At 74.1% G+C, this 16,843-nt stretch carries 13 protein-coding genes; 2 read left to right on the forward strand and 11 right to left on the reverse strand.

What is annotated here, in order from left to right; genetic code table 11:
- Positions 1 to 256: 256 nt before the first annotated feature.
- From IE245_RS23080 to IE245_RS23110, 7 genes are all read right to left on the reverse strand, one after another.
- Positions 257 to 871, reverse strand: a complete 615-nt coding sequence (locus IE245_RS23080; protein WP_189950629.1) for a type 1 periplasmic-binding domain-containing protein — start codon at positions 869 to 871, stop codon at positions 257 to 259.
- On the reverse strand, positions 868 to 1,209 hold the full coding sequence (locus IE245_RS23085) for a hypothetical protein (RefSeq protein ID WP_189950630.1): 342 nt from the start codon (positions 1,207 to 1,209) through the stop codon (positions 868 to 870). The genes IE245_RS23080 and IE245_RS23085 overlap by 4 nt, the downstream gene beginning before the upstream one ends.
- A gap of 118 nt (positions 1,210 to 1,327) precedes the next feature.
- The gene (locus IE245_RS23090) at positions 1,328 to 2,089 is read right to left on the reverse strand and encodes an N-acetyltransferase (RefSeq protein ID WP_189950633.1); all 762 of its coding nucleotides are present in this window, start codon (positions 2,087 to 2,089) and stop codon (positions 1,328 to 1,330) included.
- A 57-nt stretch (positions 2,090 to 2,146) separates the two neighbouring features.
- The gene (locus IE245_RS23095; RefSeq protein ID WP_373305386.1) at positions 2,147 to 2,917 is read right to left on the reverse strand and encodes an HNH endonuclease family protein; all 771 of its coding nucleotides are present in this window, start codon (positions 2,915 to 2,917) and stop codon (positions 2,147 to 2,149) included.
- Between the two features lie 65 nt (positions 2,918 to 2,982).
- Positions 2,983 to 6,510 carry a transcription-repair coupling factor gene (gene mfd / locus IE245_RS23100; RefSeq protein ID WP_189950635.1) on the reverse strand — a complete coding sequence of 1,176 codons (3,528 nt, stop codon included), beginning with the start codon at positions 6,508 to 6,510 and terminating at the stop codon, positions 2,983 to 2,985.
- 258 nt (positions 6,511 to 6,768) lie between these two features.
- A complete protein-coding gene (locus tag IE245_RS23105) occupies positions 6,769 to 9,342 on the reverse strand; it encodes an ABC transporter permease (protein ID WP_189950637.1) in 2,574 nt (857 codons plus the stop codon).
- Entirely contained in the window at positions 9,339 to 10,127 is a 789-nt protein-coding gene (locus IE245_RS23110; protein WP_189950639.1) for an ABC transporter ATP-binding protein, read from the reverse strand. The genes IE245_RS23105 and IE245_RS23110 overlap by 4 nt, the downstream gene beginning before the upstream one ends.
- 212 nt (positions 10,128 to 10,339) lie before the next feature.
- Here IE245_RS23110 and IE245_RS23115 point away from each other — a divergent pair, with 212 nt between their 5' ends.
- Positions 10,340 to 11,881, forward strand: a complete 1,542-nt coding sequence (locus IE245_RS23115; RefSeq protein WP_229851451.1) for an MFS transporter — start codon at positions 10,340 to 10,342, stop codon at positions 11,879 to 11,881.
- Here the strand turns inward: IE245_RS23115 and IE245_RS23120 are convergent.
- Positions 11,871 to 12,350, reverse strand: a complete 480-nt coding sequence (locus tag IE245_RS23120; RefSeq protein WP_189950641.1) for a nuclear transport factor 2 family protein — start codon at positions 12,348 to 12,350, stop codon at positions 11,871 to 11,873. The genes IE245_RS23115 and IE245_RS23120 overlap by 11 nt on opposite strands.
- Before the next feature lie 65 nt (positions 12,351 to 12,415).
- Here IE245_RS23120 and IE245_RS23125 point away from each other — a divergent pair, with 65 nt between their 5' ends.
- On the forward strand, positions 12,416 to 12,757 hold the full coding sequence (locus IE245_RS23125) for a hypothetical protein (RefSeq protein WP_189950643.1): 342 nt from the start codon (positions 12,416 to 12,418) through the stop codon (positions 12,755 to 12,757).
- A 241-nt stretch (positions 12,758 to 12,998) separates the two neighbouring features.
- Here IE245_RS23125 and IE245_RS23130 read toward each other — a convergent pair whose 3' ends face one another.
- Genes IE245_RS23130 through IE245_RS23140 form a run of 3 tightly spaced genes read right to left on the reverse strand, consistent with a single transcriptional unit; the run spans position 12,999 to position 16,728 of the window.
- Positions 12,999 to 15,260: an FG-GAP repeat domain-containing protein gene (locus IE245_RS23130; protein ID WP_189950645.1), complete on the reverse strand. Its 2,262-nt coding sequence runs from the start codon at positions 15,258 to 15,260 to the stop codon at positions 12,999 to 13,001.
- 37 nt (positions 15,261 to 15,297) lie between these two features.
- Positions 15,298 to 15,675, reverse strand: a complete 378-nt coding sequence (locus tag IE245_RS23135; RefSeq protein ID WP_189950647.1) for a VOC family protein — start codon at positions 15,673 to 15,675, stop codon at positions 15,298 to 15,300.
- 9 nt (positions 15,676 to 15,684) lie between these two features.
- Positions 15,685 to 16,728: a coiled-coil domain-containing protein gene (locus IE245_RS23140; protein ID WP_189950648.1), complete on the reverse strand. Its 1,044-nt coding sequence runs from the start codon at positions 16,726 to 16,728 to the stop codon at positions 15,685 to 15,687.
- Positions 16,729 to 16,843: the final 115 nt, after the last annotated feature.

Consider the following 16,843-nt stretch of genomic DNA (forward strand, 5'->3'; position numbering starts at 1 on the left):
TGAGCGTGGAAAGAGCCGTAGCCCTCAGCCTGCGTCTGCCAGTTCTGCCTGGCGGAAAGAGGCGAGGGCCACGGACCCGGCGTGTCTTCATGGGTCGGCCTTTACTTACGCGTTGCTTACAAAGCCTCGCGAGCTTTCCCGATGGCCGATCGCAGGCGCGAACCAGGGGCGCCTTTTTTACCTTCCCTTTAGGAAACGGAGAGGGAACGTCCGCTTGGTGCGGATCCGTCCCCGCCACCGCCCCCTCCCCGCCGGGTCAGTCCTCCCGCGCGAACCGCGCCACGACCGCCTCGACCTCGCCGCCGGCCTTCTCGCCGGCCGCGATCCGCGTCACGTTCTCCGGCAGCCCGCCGGAACCGGGACCCTCGTCGACCACGACGAACCGGACGCCGCCGTTCGCCGCCGCGGCCTCCGTCGCCGCCGCCACCTGGGCCGGGCCCGAGGCCACGACGACCTCGCAGTCGCGCTGCACCAGACCGTTGAGGAACGGGCGCGCGTTCGCCGCCGTCCGCTCCCCCATCACCGGCACGTACGTCACCCGCACCCGCCCGTCCGCCGACGCGCGCTGCATGCCCTCCCACAGGGGCGCCGCGGGCCCGCCCGACACGATGCCCCGCTCGTCCGTCAGGAGGCAGGCGTCCCGGTCCGCGTAGGCCCGGGCCCGGGTGTCCGGGGGCGTGCCCCCGCCGTCGCCGAGGGCGTCCGAGACCAGCCGGGCCGCGACCAGCCCCACCAGCACGAGGAGGACCGAGCCGACCGCCCAGCCGGCCCGGCCGCGCAGCAGCCGGGCGGCCGCCGCGAGCACGTCGGGCGTGGCGGAGCGGGCCTCCGCCTTCCGCGCGCGGGCGCGCCACGTACGCCTGGTCTTCACGCGACCCGCCCCTTCCCGCGCGCCAGCAGGACGTGGACGGCCGCGCCCACCGTGGAGAGGGCGAGCAGGGCCACGTCGAGGAGGAAGGCACTGCCGGAGGTGTCGACGGGGGTCAGCGCGACCTGGAAGCACCAGCCGACCGAGACGGCGGTGAAGAGCAGCGCGGCCAGCCAGTCCGCGCGGGTCCCCCGGTACAGGGCGAGCGCCAGCGCGGGCACCCAGCCGAGGACGCCGAGGCTGCACACCGGCACGGCGGCCAGCGCCGCCCGGGCGGGCAGCCGGGGCGGCCCCTCGCGGCGCGGGACGGCGCCCTTCTCCAGGACGACGGACTGGTTCACGGTCGGGACCTCTCACGGTTGCGGGCGCGGCGCGTTGCACACGCGTACGACGGGGACGCCGTACGGTACAGCGCCCGCCCCGAAGATCACCCCGCGGGGGCGGCTCGGCCGCCCCGGGTCAGGAGGCGGCGACCGCGTGCCGCACCCACACGTTGGGCTCGACGTAGACCGCGTAGTCGCGGGCGGCCTCGCAGTGCACGGGCACGAGCGCGCCCGGCACCTCGACCGGGCCGTCCGCGTCGAAGGGGAGCCCCGTCCACGCCCGCCACTGCTCCAGGGAGCCCGAGACCGTCATCGACGCGGGCGCGACCGCCTCGATCCGGCCACCGGCGCGGACGTGGACCCGCAGCCACGGGTCGTGCGGCAGCCCGTCGGCCTCCCGGGTGCGGAGGGCGTACTCGTGGATGGAGGCCCCGGCCTCCAGGTGCTTGCCGTTGGGCCGGACCGGCGCGACCAGCTCGGAGAAGCCGAGCCGGCGCACGTTCTCCCGCATCGCGGCGAGCATCCGGTGCGAGATCCCGCGCCCGAGGGCGCCGGTGTCGACGGTGATCTCGATGGCGCTCACCGTGTCGGGGGCCTTCCCGTGCCGCAGGTCGGAGAAGGCCCACAGCAGCACCTCGTCCCAGCCCCGCTCGGGCAGCGCCCGCCGCCCGTCGGCGTCGAGGCGGAACGGCACGCTGAAGCCGCGGGCGACGACCGTGCCGGCCGGATCGGTGGCCACGAGCACGTACGCGGGGAACTCCCGCACGATCCGGCCCATGTGGGACCAGCCGACCGGGTCGTACATCATGAACTCGGGCCAGAGATCCTTCATGGACCACATCGGCCCTTCGAGTTCGGGGCGCTCCGCGAGCGTGGTGATCGTCAGTTCCTGGTCCATGACCCGCAGGCTAGAGACCTGCCGGGGCCGCGCCAACCGATTGTCGGACCGGCCGGTTCAACCGCCGCACTGCCGCAGCATCGCCGTCCGGTCCGGGCCGGTCACCGCCAGCTCGTACTTCTCCGCCACCTGCGCGAACCGGACCGCGTAGGCGCAGCGCACGCCCTTGGCCGGCGGCAGCCAGGAGGCCGGACCGGAGTCGCCCTTGGCGGAGTTGGCGCGGCCCTGGACCGGGAGGAGGTTCAACGGGTCGTTGGCGAGCCGCTTCCGCTTCGCGTCCGTCCAGCGGGAGGCGCCCATCTGCCAGGCGTACGAGAGCGGCACGACGTGGTCGATCTGGACCTCGGCGGCCTTCTGCTTGCGCCAGTCGATGGTGGTGCCGGTGTACGGGTCGTCCAGCGTCATCGCCACGACCACGCAGTTCGACCCGTCCCGGAAGCGGAGGTCGCGGCCGTCGCGGCGGAGCAGGTCGTTGCGGGTGTCGCAGCCGTTGCGCGCGAACGGCACGCCGTCCGCCTTGTCCAGCCACGCGTGCCCGAACTCGTCCCGCGCGTACCCCGTGCGCGGCCCCCGCCCCTGGGTGGCGAGCCCCCCGATGAGCACCCGGGCCCGCGCCCGCTCCCCCTCCGCCACCGGCGCGAGCCCCGGCTTCGTCCCGTCCGGGTTCCCGAAGGGACTCGCGGCCCGGGCGGACGCGGACCCGCCGGAGGACTCCCGCCCCCCGGACGGCTCCTGCCCGCCGGTCCCGGACGGGGCGCACCCGGAGAGGAGGACGAGCCCGGACAGCACGACGGCGGAAGCGGGGGCGCGACGGAGCCTTCGACGTATCAGCACCCGGGAATCCTAGGCACGAAAACCGCCGATAGCGCTCCTTTCGTACTGCCCGGGTGCCGTCAGTCCAGGATCGTCGTCAGGAACTCACCCGTCCACGCCAGGAGTTCGCGGCCGACGAGCGGCTTGCCGCCGATGGGCCGGGGGGCCGGCCGGGGGACCAGGATCTGGTGGACGGCCGGCTTGATGACGGACTTGGGGTGGAGGCGCTTCAGGCGGAGCTCCTGGGACTCGCGGAGTTCCACGGGCGCGAAGCGGATGTTGGGGCCCTGGAGGACGATCTCGCCGACGCCGCAGGCACGGGCCAGCATGCGCAGGCCGGCGACGAGGAGGAGGTTCTCGACCGGCTCGGGCAGCTTGCCGTAGCGGTCGGTGAGCTCCTCCCGCACGGCCTTGACGTCCTCCTCCGAGTTCGCGGAGGCGATGGCGCGGTAGGCCTGGAGGCGGAGGCGCTCGCCGGGCGCGTAGTCGTGCGGGACGTGGGCGTCGACCGGCAGCTCGATCTTGACCTCCAGCGGCGGCTCCTCCTGCGCACCGCCCTCCAGGGAGGCGCGGTAGTCCGCGACGGCCTCGCCGACCATGCGGACGTACAGGTCGAAGCCGACGCCCGCGATGTGGCCGGACTGCTCGCCGCCGAGGAGGTTGCCCGCGCCGCGGATCTCCAGGTCCTTCATCGCCACGTACATGCCGGCGCCCATCTCGGTGTGCTGCGCGATGGTCGCGAGCCGCTCGTGGGCGGTCTCCGTGAGGGGCTTCTCCGGCGGGTAGAGGAAGTAGGCGTAGCCGCGCTCGCGGCCCCGGCCGACGCGGCCGCGCAGCTGGTGGAGCTGGGAGAGGCCGAAGTTGTCGCCGCGCTCCACGATGAGGGTGTTGGCGTTGGAGATGTCGATGCCGGACTCGACGATCGTCGTCGAGACGAGCACGTCGAACTTCTTCTCCCAGAAGTCGACGACGACCTGCTCCAGGGCGCTCTCGCCCATCTGGCCGTGGGCCGTCGCGATCCGCGCCTCGGGGACGATCTCGCGCAGCCGGGCCGCCGCGCGGTCGATGGAGTCGACCCGGTTGTGGATGTAGAAGACCTGCCCCTCGCGGAGCAGTTCGCGGCGGATCGCCGCACCGATCTGCTTCTCCTCGTACGGGCCGACGAAGGTGAGGACCGGGTGCCGCTCCTCCGGCGGGGTGGTGATCGTCGACATCTCGCGGATGCCGGTGACCGCCATCTCCAGCGTACGGGGGATGGGGGTGGCCGACATGGTGAGGACGTCGACGTTGGCGCGGAGCTTCTTCAGCTGCTCCTTGTGCTCGACGCCGAAGCGCTGCTCCTCGTCGACGATGACCAGGCCGAGGTCCTTGAACCTCGTCTCGGACGAGAACAGGCGGTGGGTGCCGATGACGACGTCGACGGAGCCTTCCTTCAGCCCCTCCAGGGTCGCCTTCGACTCGGCGTCCGTCTGGAAGCGGGACAGGGCGCGGACGTTCACCGGGAACTGCCCGTACCGCTCGCTGAAGGTGCCGAAGTGCTGCTGCACCAGGAGGGTCGTCGGCACCAGGACGGCGACCTGCTTGCCGTCCTGGACCGCCTTGAAGGCGGCCCGCACCGCGATCTCCGTCTTGCCGTAGCCGACGTCGCCGCAGATCAGCCGGTCCATCGGGACCGTCTTCTCCATGTCCTCCTTCACCTCGGCGATCGTCGACAGCTGGTCGGGCGTCTCCGCGTACGGGAAGGCGTCCTCCAGCTCCCGCTGCCACGGGGTGTCGGGGCCGAAGGCGTGCCCGGGGGCCGCCATCCGGGCGCTGTACAGCTTGATCAGGTCGGCGGCGATCTCCTTGACCGCCTTCTTCGCCCGCTGCTTCGTCTTCGTCCAGTCCGCGCCGCCCAGCCGGTGCAGGGTCGGCGCCTCGCCGCCGACGTACTTGGTGACCTGCTCCAGCTGGTCCGTCGGGATGTACAGGCGGTCGCCGGGCTGGCCGCGCTTGGCGGGGGCGTACTCGACGAGGAGGTACTCGCGGGTCGCGCCCTGCACGGTCCGCTGCACCATCTCCAGGTAGCGGCCGACGCCGTGCTGCTCGTGCACGATGTAGTCGCCGACCTCCAGGGTCAGCGGGTCGATGGTCTTGCGGCGCTTGGCCGGCATCCGCTGGCCGTCCTTGCCGGCCGCCTTCTGACCGGAGAGATCGGTCTCGGTGAGGACGGCGAGCTTCAGCGCCGGGTCGACGAAGCCGAAGTCGATCGAGCCGCAGGCCACGTGCACGACGGCCGGGTCCACCTGGGTCAGGTCGGCCGTCAGACGGGCCGCGATGCCCTCGCCGCCCAGCACCTCGACGGTGCGGGACGCCGGGCCGTGGGCCTCCGTGACGTACACCGTCCGCCAGCCGTCGGCCAGCCAGCCCTTGGTGTCGGCGAGCGCGCGGGCGGTGTCGCCGCGGTACGACTCCGGGGCGCGCATGCCCAGCGCGAGGGTGTCGCCGTCGGTCTCGGCGTCCGCCGCGAACGGCGACACCGACCACCACATCATGCCGAGCTCCCGCGCCCGGTCGCGGACGTCCGCGATCCCCCACAGGGAGGCCGCGCCGACGTCGATCGGCGCCTCGCCGCCGCCGGCCGTCGCCGCCCACGAGGCCTGCAGGAACTCCTGGCTGGTGGCGACCAGGTCGGCGGCGCGCGTCCGCACCCGCTCGGGGTCGCAGACGACGGCCATCGCCCCGGCCGGCAGGACGTCGAGGAGCAGCTCCATGTCGTCGACGAGGACCGGCGCGAGGGACTCCATGCCCTCGACGGCGATGCCCTCGGCGATCTTGTTCAGCATCTCGCCGAGCTCCGGGTGCTCCTCGGCGAGGGCCGCGGCCCGGCCGCGCACCTCGTCCGTCAGCAGCAGCTCGCGGCAGGGCGGCGCCCACAGGCCGTGCGCGGCGACCTCCAGCGACCGCTGGTCGGCGACCTTGAAGTAACGGATCTCCTCGACGTCGTCGCCCCAGAACTCGATCCGGAGCGGGTGCTCCTCGGTCGGCGGGAAGACGTCCAGGATGCCGCCGCGGACGGCGAACTCGCCGCGCTTCTCGACCAGCTCGACCCGGGAGTACGCGGCGGCGGCCAGCCCCTCGACGACGTCGTTCAGGTCCGCGGTCTGCCCGGTCCTGAGCGCCACCGGCTCCAGGTCCCCCAGCCCCTTCACCTGCGGCTGGAGCACGGAACGGATCGGCGCGACGACGACGGAGACGGGGCCCGCGGCCGGGTCGTCCGGGCTCGGGTGGGCGAGCCGCCGCAGCACGGCGAGGCGGCGTCCGACGGTGTCCGAACGGGGCGAGAGCCGCTCGTGCGGCAGCGTCTCCCAGGACGGGTACTCGGCGACGGTGTCCGGGTCGAGGAGCGACCGCAGCGCCGCCGCCAGGTCCTCGGCCTCGCGGCCGGTCGCCGTCACCGCGAGCACCGGGCGCCCCGAGTCCCTGGCCAGCGCGGCCACGGCGAAGGGGCGGGCGGCGGCGGGGCCGACCAGGTCCACGTGCGGACGCTTCCCGTCCGACGCGGCCGCCACCGCCTCCGCGAGGGCCGCGTCCTTGACGACGAGGTCGAGCAGACCGTGCAGGCTCATGGAGCTTCCATCCCGGTACGTACGAGGGTGAACGGACAAGCGGCAACGCGAACCACCCGACACGTGAACGGGCCGGGGCCTCCACCCTACGACGCGCCGCGCCGTTCCGTTGCGGGCGATCGTTCCGCCGGGCGGTGCCGCCTGCCGTTCCGTTGCGGGCAGGCGCTCCGTCGGGGCGGCGGGGGTCCGCCCGCGGGGACGGCGGGTGGGCCTCACCCGATGGGGTGAGGCCCAGGGGGGCGTGCCGCCGCGTCCGGCCTAGTCGCTCGCGATCGCGTTCAGGACGTTCATGCGGCCCGCCCGGAACGCCGGGACCAGCGCCGCGAAGAGCCCCACGAAGGCCGAGCCCACGAAGACCGTGAGGATCGTCGGCCAGGGGATCTCCAGGACCCCGAAGCCCTCCAGGGCGAGGAGCCGCTGCGCGGCCGTGCCCCAGCCCATGCCGAGCCCGAGGCCGAGCAGCGCGCCGAAGAGGGCGATCACCACCGACTCCAGGCGGATCATCCTCCGCAGCTGCCGGCGGGAGAGGCCGATGGCCCGCATGAGGCCGATCTCGCGGGTGCGTTCGACCACGGACAGGGCCAGCGTGTTCACCACGCCGAGGATCGCGACGACGATCGCGAGCGCGAGGAGCCCGTAGACGATGTTGAGGAGCTGCCCGACCTGGTCCTGGAGGTCCTTCTTGTAGTCGGCCTGGTCGGAGACCGTGTACTGGGGGTACGGGGCCAGCGCCTCCTTCAGCGCGGCGTACGCCGCCTCCTCCTGCCCGTCCTCCGCGCTGGCGAGCAGCAGCCCGCTGGCCGGCAGCCGCTCGGCCGGCAGGTGCGCCCGGGCGGTGGTGACGTTCGTGTACATCGCGCCGTTGTCGACGTTCCCGGTGTCCGCCGTGATCGCCGCGACCTTCAGCTTCGCCGTCGAGCCGTGCGCGAAGGCGACGGTGAGGGTGTCGCCGACCTCCACGCCGTGCGCGGCGGCGTAGTCGCTGCCGACGGACATCGCGCCGGGGGCGTACGCGGCCGCCAGGTCGCCGGCGGTCACCTCGCGCCTGAGGTCGCCGGTGTACGAGGGTTCGGTCGCCGCCAGCCACTCCTCGGTGACCGTGCCGGCCGGGTCGGTGATCCGCACGTCCACCGGGCGGTACTCGGTGACGTGGTCGAGGCCGGCCGTCTTCTCCACCGCGGCCTGCGCCTGCGGCACGATCGGCGCGCCCATCCGGTTCTGCACGATGTAGTCGGCGCCGACGGACCGGTCGAGCTCGTCGGTGGCGGAGGCGACCATCGAGGAGCCGACGACGGACAGGCAGGCGACGAGCGCGAGGCCGATCATCAGGGCGGCGCCGGTCGCTCCGGTGCGGCGCGGGTTGCGGAGCGCGTTCCGCTCGGCCATCCGGCCGACGGGCCCGAAGACCCGCAGGACGACGGCGCCGAGGACGCGGACGACGCCGCCCGCGAGGACCGGGCCGATGACGACGAGGCCGAGCAGCGACAGCACGACGCCGACGCCGAGCCACAGCGAGCCCGTACCGGCCTTCTCGGCCTCGGCCGCCGCCCACAGCGCCCCGCCGCCGGCGAGGGTGAGGAGCAGGCCGGCCGCGCCGCGGACCCGTCCCGCGCGGCCGTCGGCGGGGGTGCCGGCGTCACGGAGGGCGGCCATCGGGGAGATCTTGCCGGCCCGGCGGGCCGGGACGTACGCGGCGAGGACGGTGACGAGGACGCCGAGGGCGAGGCCCACGACGGGGGTGGTCCAGGCGACGGTGAGGTCGCGGGTGGACAGCTCCATGCCCATGGTCGACATGAGCTCCATCAGGCCGACGGCGAGCCCGACTCCGGCGGCGACGCCGGCGACCGAGCCGATCAGGCCGAGGAGGACGGCCTCGACGAGGACGGAGCGGTTGATCTGCCGGCGGCCGGCGCCGATGGCCCGCAGCAGGCCGATCTCGCGGGTGCGCTGGGCGACCAGCATGGAGAAGGTGTTGACGATGAGGAAGATGCCGACGAGGAACGCGATCCCGGCGAAGCCGAGCATCGCGTACTTCATGACGTCGAGGAAGCCGGCCAGGTCCTCGGCGCCCTCGTCGGCGACCTCGGCGGCCGTCTGCACCTTGTAGCCGTCGCCGAGCGCGGCGGCGACGTCCGCCTTCAGCGCGGTGTGGGCGACGCCGGGCTCGGCCTCGACCATGACCTGCGTGAACAGGCCTTCCTTGCCGAGGAGTTGCCGCTGCGCGGTGGCGGTGTCGAAGTAGACGAGGGTGGCGCCGGGGTTGGTGACCTTGAACTCGACGATGCCGGAGACACGGGCGGTGAAGTCGCCGTCGGCGGTGATCGTGCGCAGCGGGGCGCCGAGCTCCAGGCCGTGCTTGTCGGCGGTGCCGCGGTCGACGACGACGTCGGTGGGGCCGCGCGGCTCGTGGCCCTCGACGAGCTCGACCGTGCGGAGCTCGTACGGGCTCCAGTCGGCGGCGATCGTCGGGGCGCCGCTGGTCGGGCCGACGTTCTCGTTCTCCCCGTCGACGACGGTGACGCCCAGGGAGCTGACGGAGCCCCGCGCCTCGGCGACGCCCTTCGCGCCGCGCACCTCGGCGACGACGGAGGCCGGGAGGGACTCGGGGCGGCCGGTGTCCGGGGTCTCGTCCGCCGTGTCGGCCGACGCCGGGGAGACGGTGACGTCGGAGGCGGTGACGGCGAAGAGCTTGTCGAAGGTCGTGTTCATGGTGTCGGTGAAGACGAGGGTCCCGGACACGAACGCGACGGAGAGGAGCACGGCCACGGCGGAGAGCGCCATCCGGCCCTTGTGCGCGAGGAGGTTGCGCAGCGAGGTTCTGAGGACGGTCATGACGTCCGCCCGCGCGCGTCGAAGTCCTTCATTCGGTCGAGGACGGCTTCCGCGGTGGGGTGCTCCATCTCGTCGACGATCCGCCCGTCCGCGAGGTACAGCACCCGGTCCGCGTAGGAGGCGGCGACCGGGTCGTGGGTGACCATGACGATGGTCTGTCCCAGCTCGTCCACGGAGCGGCGCAGGAAGCCGAGGACCTCGGCGCCGGCCCGCGAGTCGAGGTTGCCGGTCGGCTCGTCGCCGAAGATGATCTCCGGCCGGGCGGCGAGCGCCCGGGCGACGGCGACGCGCTGCTGCTGGCCGCCGGAGAGCTCGGCCGGCCGGTGCCCCAGGCGTCCGGCGAGGCCGACGGTCTCGACGACCCGGTCCAGCCACTCCTTGTCGGGCCTGCGTCCGGCGATGTCCATGGGCAGCGTGATGTTCTCCAGCGCGCTCAGCGTCGGCAGCAGGTTGAACGCCTGGAAGATGAAGCCGATCCGGTCCCGGCGCAGCCGGGTGAGCTTCTTGTCCTTGAGCCCGGTGATCTCGGTCTCGTCGAGGAAGATCTGCCCGCCGGTGACGGTGTCGAGGCCGGCGAGGCAGTGCATCAGGGTCGACTTGCCGGACCCCGAGGGGCCCATGATCGCGGTGAACCGGCCGCGGACGATGTCCACGTCGACGTGGTCGAGGGCGAGGACCCGGGTCTCCCCCGTGCCGTACGCCTTGACGACCTGCCGCGCCCGCGCGGCGACGGCCGTCTTCCCTCCGGTACCCCCGTGCCTGGGAATGGTCACAGCCGAAGTCACGGTCTTCTCCTCAACGGAAGCGGGTGGTGGTGTCAGCCCCGAGCGGGGTGAGGTAAGACCAAGCTAAGAACCGCGCCCGTCCCTTCTCGTCCTCCGCCGGGACGACCGTCCCCTGGCTCGCATGGGGGAGGTCCCCTTAGGGGTTCCTCCGCCCGTGGTCGGAGTGAGACCCTGTCCGCGCACATTTAGGTGTACGAAGAAAGGAAGCGGCGGTGGCAGCGGACGGGAGAACGGCTCCGGGACGGACCGGCCAGGAGAGGGCGCCGGCGGACCGCCGCCGCGGTCCCGTCGTCGCCGCGCTCATGCTCTGCATGGCGCTCGCCGCCCTCGACGGCACCATCGTCGCCACCGCCGTCCCCCAGATCGTCGGCGACCTCGGCGGCCTCTCCGTCTTCTCCTGGCTCTTCTCCGGCTACCTCCTCGCCGTCACCGTCACCCTCCCCGTGTACGGCAGGCTCAGCGACACCTACGGCCGCAAACCGGTCCTCGTCGCCGGCACCGTCCTCTTCCTCCTGGGCTCCCTGCTCTGCGCCGCCGCCTGGAACATGGCCGCGCTCATCGCCTTCCGCGTCGTCCAGGGCCTCGGCGGCGGCGCCCTCCAGGGCACCGTCCAGACCATCGCCGCCGACCTGTACCCGCTCAAGGAACGCCCCAGGATCCAGGCGAGGCTCTCCTCGGTCTGGGCGACCTCCGCCGTCGCGGGCCCGGCGGTCGGCGGACTCCTCGCCGGCTACGCCGACTGGCGCTGGATCTTCCTCATCAACCTGCCGCTCGGCGCCGCCGCCCTCTGGCTGATCGTCCGCCACCTCGAGGAGCCCGCCCGGCCCCCGCGCACGGCGCCGGTCCGCGTCGACTGGGCCGGCGCGCTCGGCGTCTTCGCGACCGGCGCGCTGCTGCTGACCGCGCTCGTCCAGGGCGGCGTCGCGTGGCCGTGGCTCTCGCCCCCGTCCCTGGCCCTCCTCGGCGGCGCGGCCGTCCTCGCCGCCGTCACGGTGGCCGTCGAACGCCGGGCGGCGGAGCCGATGCTGCCCGGCTGGGTGTGGCGCCGCCGCACCATCGCCGCCGTCAACGTGGCCCTGGGCGCCCTCGGCCTCCTCATGGTCGCCCCGACCGTCTTCCTGCCGACCTACGCCCAGTCGGTCCTGGGCCTCGGGCCGATCGCCGCGGGCTTCGTCCTCTCCGCCTGGACCCTGAGCTGGCCGATCTCCGCGGCCTTCTCCAACCGCGTCTACACCCGCATCGGCTTCCGCCTGACCGCCGTCCTCGGGATCTCCGGCGCGCTCGCCTGCCTGCTCGCCTTCCCCTTCCTCCCCTACCCCGGGGAGGCCTGGCAGCCGGCCCTCCTGATGCTGGCACTGGGCGCCTGCCTGGGCCTCTTCCAGCTCCCCCTGATGGTCGGCGTCCAGTCGACCGTCCCCTACGGGGAACGCGGCACCACCACCGCCTCCGTGCTCTTCTGCCGCCAGGTCGGCCAGAGCGTCGGCGCCGCCGCCTTCGGGGCGGTCGCCAACACGGTCCTCGCCGCCCGCCTCGGCACCGACACCGACCTCGACGCCCTCGCCCGCTCCCTCGACACCACCGACGCCGTCCGCCGCGCGGTCGACGCGGCCGTCGACCGGGTCTACTTCGGCGCCGCGGCCGCCGCCGCCCTCGCCCTGCTCGCCCTCCTCGTCCTGGCCCCCCGCCGCTTCCCGGTCCTGGAGGAGGCGCCGGAGGACGAGAAGGAGGGGGACCGCCCGGGCCTCAGGCCGTGAGGGCGGGGGCGAAGTCGTCCGGCAGCCGCGGCGGAGTGCCGCGGGTCCACACCACCCGCAGCGCCGAGGCGGCGATCCGCCACCCGTCGGCCGTCCGGACCAGTTCGTCGTCGACGTGCCCGGCGGACACGAACAGGCCGCCCGACCCGTCCGCCAGGACGTGCGTGCTCAACTGGGCGCCCTTCGCGGTGGCCCGGTCGCCGTCGACCTCGACGACGAGGTCGGTACCCATGTGCACCGTCCGCTCGAACAGCGCCATGGCCTCCCGGACATGGGCCAGGAGGGCGTCCCGCCCGCGCACCGTGCCGATGGGCATCTCGGCGGTGACGTCCTCGGTGTGGAAGGCGTCGACCCACTCCTCGTCGAACACCCCCACGTCCAGGGACCGCAGGTAGCGGCCCATCAGGTCGGCGATCTCGGCACGGTCGGCCAGGGCCCGCAGCTGTCGCTGCATCTCTTCGATGTCCATGCCGAAACCCTCGCCCCTCAAGTCCACTTGAGGTCAAGCGCCGAGAGGAAAGGAGGCCGGTACCCGTGGAGGAACGGACACCGGTCGAGCAGGCCCTGAGTCGCCCGTACGTCACCGCCGACGGGCTCCGGTTCGACGTCACCGGGCTGTCGGTCGAGCACCGTCCGGACCGCGGCGCGACGCTGACGTACCTGCTGACCGTGGGTCGCCGAGGCCACCCGGACGAACGATGGGTGGTCGCCCTGCCCTGGCCCGACAAGTCCTGGGCGGACGTGTTCGCCTCCCCCGCGCCCCCTCCCGACCGACTGGATCGACTCGTGCGCCTCGTCCACGCCCATCTGGACGAATGGTGGGCCACGAAGGCGCGCGACCGCCGGTCGGTGAAGCTGGGGCGGCGGCTCGGCTGACCTCCCACGGCACACACGGGGGCGTGGGGCCCTGCCGCGGGCGCAGACGACGGGCCTGGCGGCGCACCGGTACCGCGCCTTCGGCCTGGAGGGGCTCACCGAGGAACCGGGCCCCGCCCCCGGCTGGACCGTCGTGTCGGCGGTCGCCCTGGGCAGGGCCGCCGGCACCCCGGCCGAAGGCCGGGGGCGGCGCGGCGTCGCGGAGTTGCCGGCCGCCCCCCGGTCGCCGGCGGAGCAGGGCTCAGAAGGCGGAGTCGTACGCCGCGTCCTGGGTGAGGTTCGTCCGCGCGCCCCGCTTGAACGGGGCGGACCAGTCGCCGGTGCCGGCGTAGAAGGTCTCGTCGCCGTTCCAGGCGACGAGGTCGGCGCGGCCGTCGCCGTTGGCGTCGCCGACGGCGGTGAGGCCCTTGAAGGTGCCCCAGCCGCCGCCGACCTGCTTGCGGGCCGCGAAGGTGCCGTCGCCCTTGCCGAGGTACAGCCACAGGACGCCGGAGCGGTCCCGGGCGAGGAGGTCGCCGGCGCCGGCGCCGCCGAGGTTCCCGGCGGCGGTGATCTCGTTGTAGACCTGCCAGCCGCCGCCGATCCGCTTGCGCGTCGAGAAGGGCGCCTTGGCGTTCCCCGTGCCCGCGTAGAGCCACAGCACGCCGGTCTTGTCGGTGGCGAGGACGTCGGGCCGCCGGTCGCCGGTGACGTCGCCGCCGCCGGTGATCCGGTCGTACGTCTGCCAGCCGCCGCCGATCTGCGTCCGGGCCGCGAGCGGCGCCTTCCGGTCGCCGGTGCCCTGGTACAGCCAGAGCACGCCGGAGCGGTCGCGGGCGACGCTGTCGGGGGCGGAGCTCCCCGCCACGTTCCCGACGGACACCAGCCGGTCGTACGCCTGCCAGCCGCCGCCGACCCGCGAGGCACCGGTGCCGGTGAGCGAGCCGCCGGGGGCGGTGGGCCGGGTGCCGTGGCGCCACAGGACGCCCTGCGGGTCCCGGGCGAGGAGGTCGGCGGTGCCGTCGTCGTCGTAGTCGTGCGCGGCGGCGGGCCGGGTCACGAGGAACCGGCCGGTGGTGACGAGGTCGGGGCCGATGCCGTCGTCCGGGCGGGCGGTGAGCTTCCACTCGTACCAGCCGTTGCGGGCGGGGCTCGCCCACGCGGCGTTCTCCAGGTCCTTGCCGTCCCAGTGCCAGGTGATCCGGCGCGGCTCGCCGGCGGCGCCCTCCGCGGGCCAGGCCTGCGAGACGCTCTTTCCGCTGGGCAGGTGGGTCAGGGTCATCGTGACCCGGGCGTCCCCCCGGGACAGGCCCCAGCCGAAGTCGACTCCGCGCGCCACCCGTTCACCGGTCATCTCGTTCGGGGTGGCGTGGTCGGTGAGGGTGACGGTGGTCGACTGCCCGGTGGACGCGACGAGTTCGACCGTGGGCCGCCCGCCGTCGGCGCGCGGCGCGATCCGGTACAGCCCCTCGCCGTGCTCGGGCGTGCCGCCGCGCACGAGCAGCGAACCGCCGGGGCCTGCGACGGCGGAGGAGAACGCGGTGAGGGCGACGGACTTGTCGGCCGGGTTGTCGATCGACTGGAGGGTGAAGGGGCGGACCGTCGGCGCGTCCGTGCCCTGGGCCGCGTCGACGTGGGCCTTCTGTCCGGAGGCCACCCAGCCGCCGACGAGGTACACGGGATCTTCCAGCGGGGCGTCCGACGGGATCCACTTCTCCCCGCTCACGCCCCGCCGGTGGGCGACGATCCCGTGGCCGCCCGGGACCCGCGCCTCACGCCAGGCCACGTGGGTGGCGGAGACGGCGCCCGACCGCGCGTACTGGTTCTCCAGCTGGACGTAGACCCGATCGTAGGTCGCGTTCACGTCGAGGAGGAGCTTGGAACGGATCCCGTACGGGGGCTGGAACTGGCACTCGTAGAGCGCGGAGCCGCTGTCGGTCCAGCCGTCGTACCCGTTGTGGCACTTGAAGTCGTTCGACGAGGTGAGCTGGCGGACGAGCTTCAGCGAACCACCGTCGAGCACGGCGGTGTGCTGCGAGTTGGTCCCGTCGCTGTCCTGGTAGCGCGTGAGCAGGAACGTCGTGCCGGCCATGCCGGCGAGGTAGTAGCCGTCCCCGAGCATGTCGAGGTCGAACACCACCGGCGCCGGCGCGGGCTGCGCCATGTCGTAGATCGTCAGCAGGCGGCTGGAGGCGTTCGTGGACTTGTCCATGGCCACGACGAGGTCCGCGCCGCCCGCCATGGCGTGGGTCCCCGGCAGCACCAACGAGGACCCGTCCGCGTACCGCGTCCACCGGAACTCCGGTGCGCCGCTCCGGGTCTTCGACAGGAAGCCGCCGGGGCCCGCGCCGACGACGTCCGCGTCGCGCGGGAACGGTACGGCGGCGGCCTGCTGGTCCTGCGCGGCGACCGGCGCGGCGGCCGCCGGGAGCGTGGTGAGCGTGCCGCCGGTGGCGGCGAGGACGACGGTGACGGCGACGGCCGCGAGTCGGCGGCCACGCGTGTGTACGTGCTTCACGTGCATGTTTCCCTCCCCTGGGAGGGCAGACGCTACCGGACGGTCACATCCCGCGCCGCTTCCGGGGTGAGACGCAGAAGGGATGGCCGGCCGGGTCCAGGAGGACGCGCCAGAGGTCGGGTTGGGGCTGGGCGGCGGGGAGCGTGGCGCCGAGGGCGGTCAGTCCGGCCACCGCCTCGTCGAGGTCGTCCACGTCGAAGTCGAGGTGGAGCTGGGCGGGGACGCCGCCGTCCGGCCAGGTCGGCGGGCGGTGGCCCGCGACCCGCTGGAAGCCCAGGACCAGGCGGTCCCCGTCCACGAGGGCGGCGAAGTCGGCGTCGGAGCGTGCGTGCCGGGGCAGACCGGTGGCCCTCGCGTAGAAGTCGGCGAGGGCCAGGGGGTCGGCGCAGTCGAGGTTCACCGCCGTCAGCTTCATCCTCATGCGAGGAGCCTACGGGCGGGGACCGGCGCCCGCCTCGGGGTTTTCCGACGCCTCCGGCCGGGCCTCCGCCGAGGCGTCCGACCGGACCTCCGCCGGTGCTTCCGCAGGCGCCTCCGGACGGGACTCCCCCGACGCCTCCTGCCGGGCCCGCACCGGGGCTTCCGCCGCGGGCTCCGGGGCCTCGGCGGGTTCCGCCGTCGTCGGGCGGCCCGTCAGCGCGGCGAGGGAGTTGCGGATGTGCTCCATGTGGGAGTGGATCTCGTCGCGGGCCTCGTCGTGCTCGCGCAGCAGCCGCTCCGTCGCCCGCTCCGTCCGTTCGGCCTTCAGCCGGGCCTCCGCCAGGATCTCCGCGGCCTTCGCGTCGGCGTCCTCCTGGCGGTGCCGGGCCTCCTCCTCGGTGCGGGCGAGGGCCCGCCGGGCCTCCTCCAGGCGGGCCTCGGCCCGTGCGACCTGCTCGGCGTGGCGGGCGTCGAGCGCGGCGGCGGCCTCCTCCGCCTCACGGTCGGCTTCCGCGCGGGCGGCGCGGTGCTCCTCGGCCTGGCGGGCCAGGAGTTCGGCCGCGCGGTGCGCGGTCTCCTCGAACGCCTCCTTCGCCGCCTCCCTGGCCCCCTCCGCGTCCCGGCCGGCGATGACAGCCAGCTCCTCGGCGCGTTCGCGGGCGGTCTCCAGGGTGGCGCGGGCCTTCGCCTCGGCCGCGGTCCGGACCCCTTCCGCGTACGCCCGGGCCGCCTCCCCGGCCTCCCGGGCCGCCGCGTCCGCCGCTTCCGCGACGGCCTGCGCCTCGGCCTCGGCGGCCCGCACGAGCCGCTCGTCCTCCTGCTCCGCGAGCTTCAGGATCTGCACGGCGGCCTCGCCCAGGGACTCGTACCGCTGCGGCTTCAGCGCCGCGACGGTCTCCCGCAGCACGGCCAGCTCCGTCTCCCTCTCCTCGGCGAGGGCGGTCAGCCGCGCGGCCCGCTCCCAGGTCTCGTCGCGCTCCCGGGACAGCGCGTCGACGTACCGGTCGACCTGCTCCGGGCGGTACCCCCGGCCCCGTCCGACGGAGAAACTCATCCTGACGCCCCTTCCCTATGGCCTCACCCACCAGGATGCGCCATAAGAACGGACAAAAGGCGCCCGACGTGATCACACATCGAGCGCCCTTCGTCACATTCCGCTCTCACGCGGC

Origin of the sequence: Streptomyces roseolus (assembly GCF_014649855.1) — a bacterium.
In the GTDB taxonomy this organism is placed as follows: Bacteria; Actinomycetota; Actinomycetes; order Streptomycetales; family Streptomycetaceae; genus Streptomyces; species Streptomyces roseolus.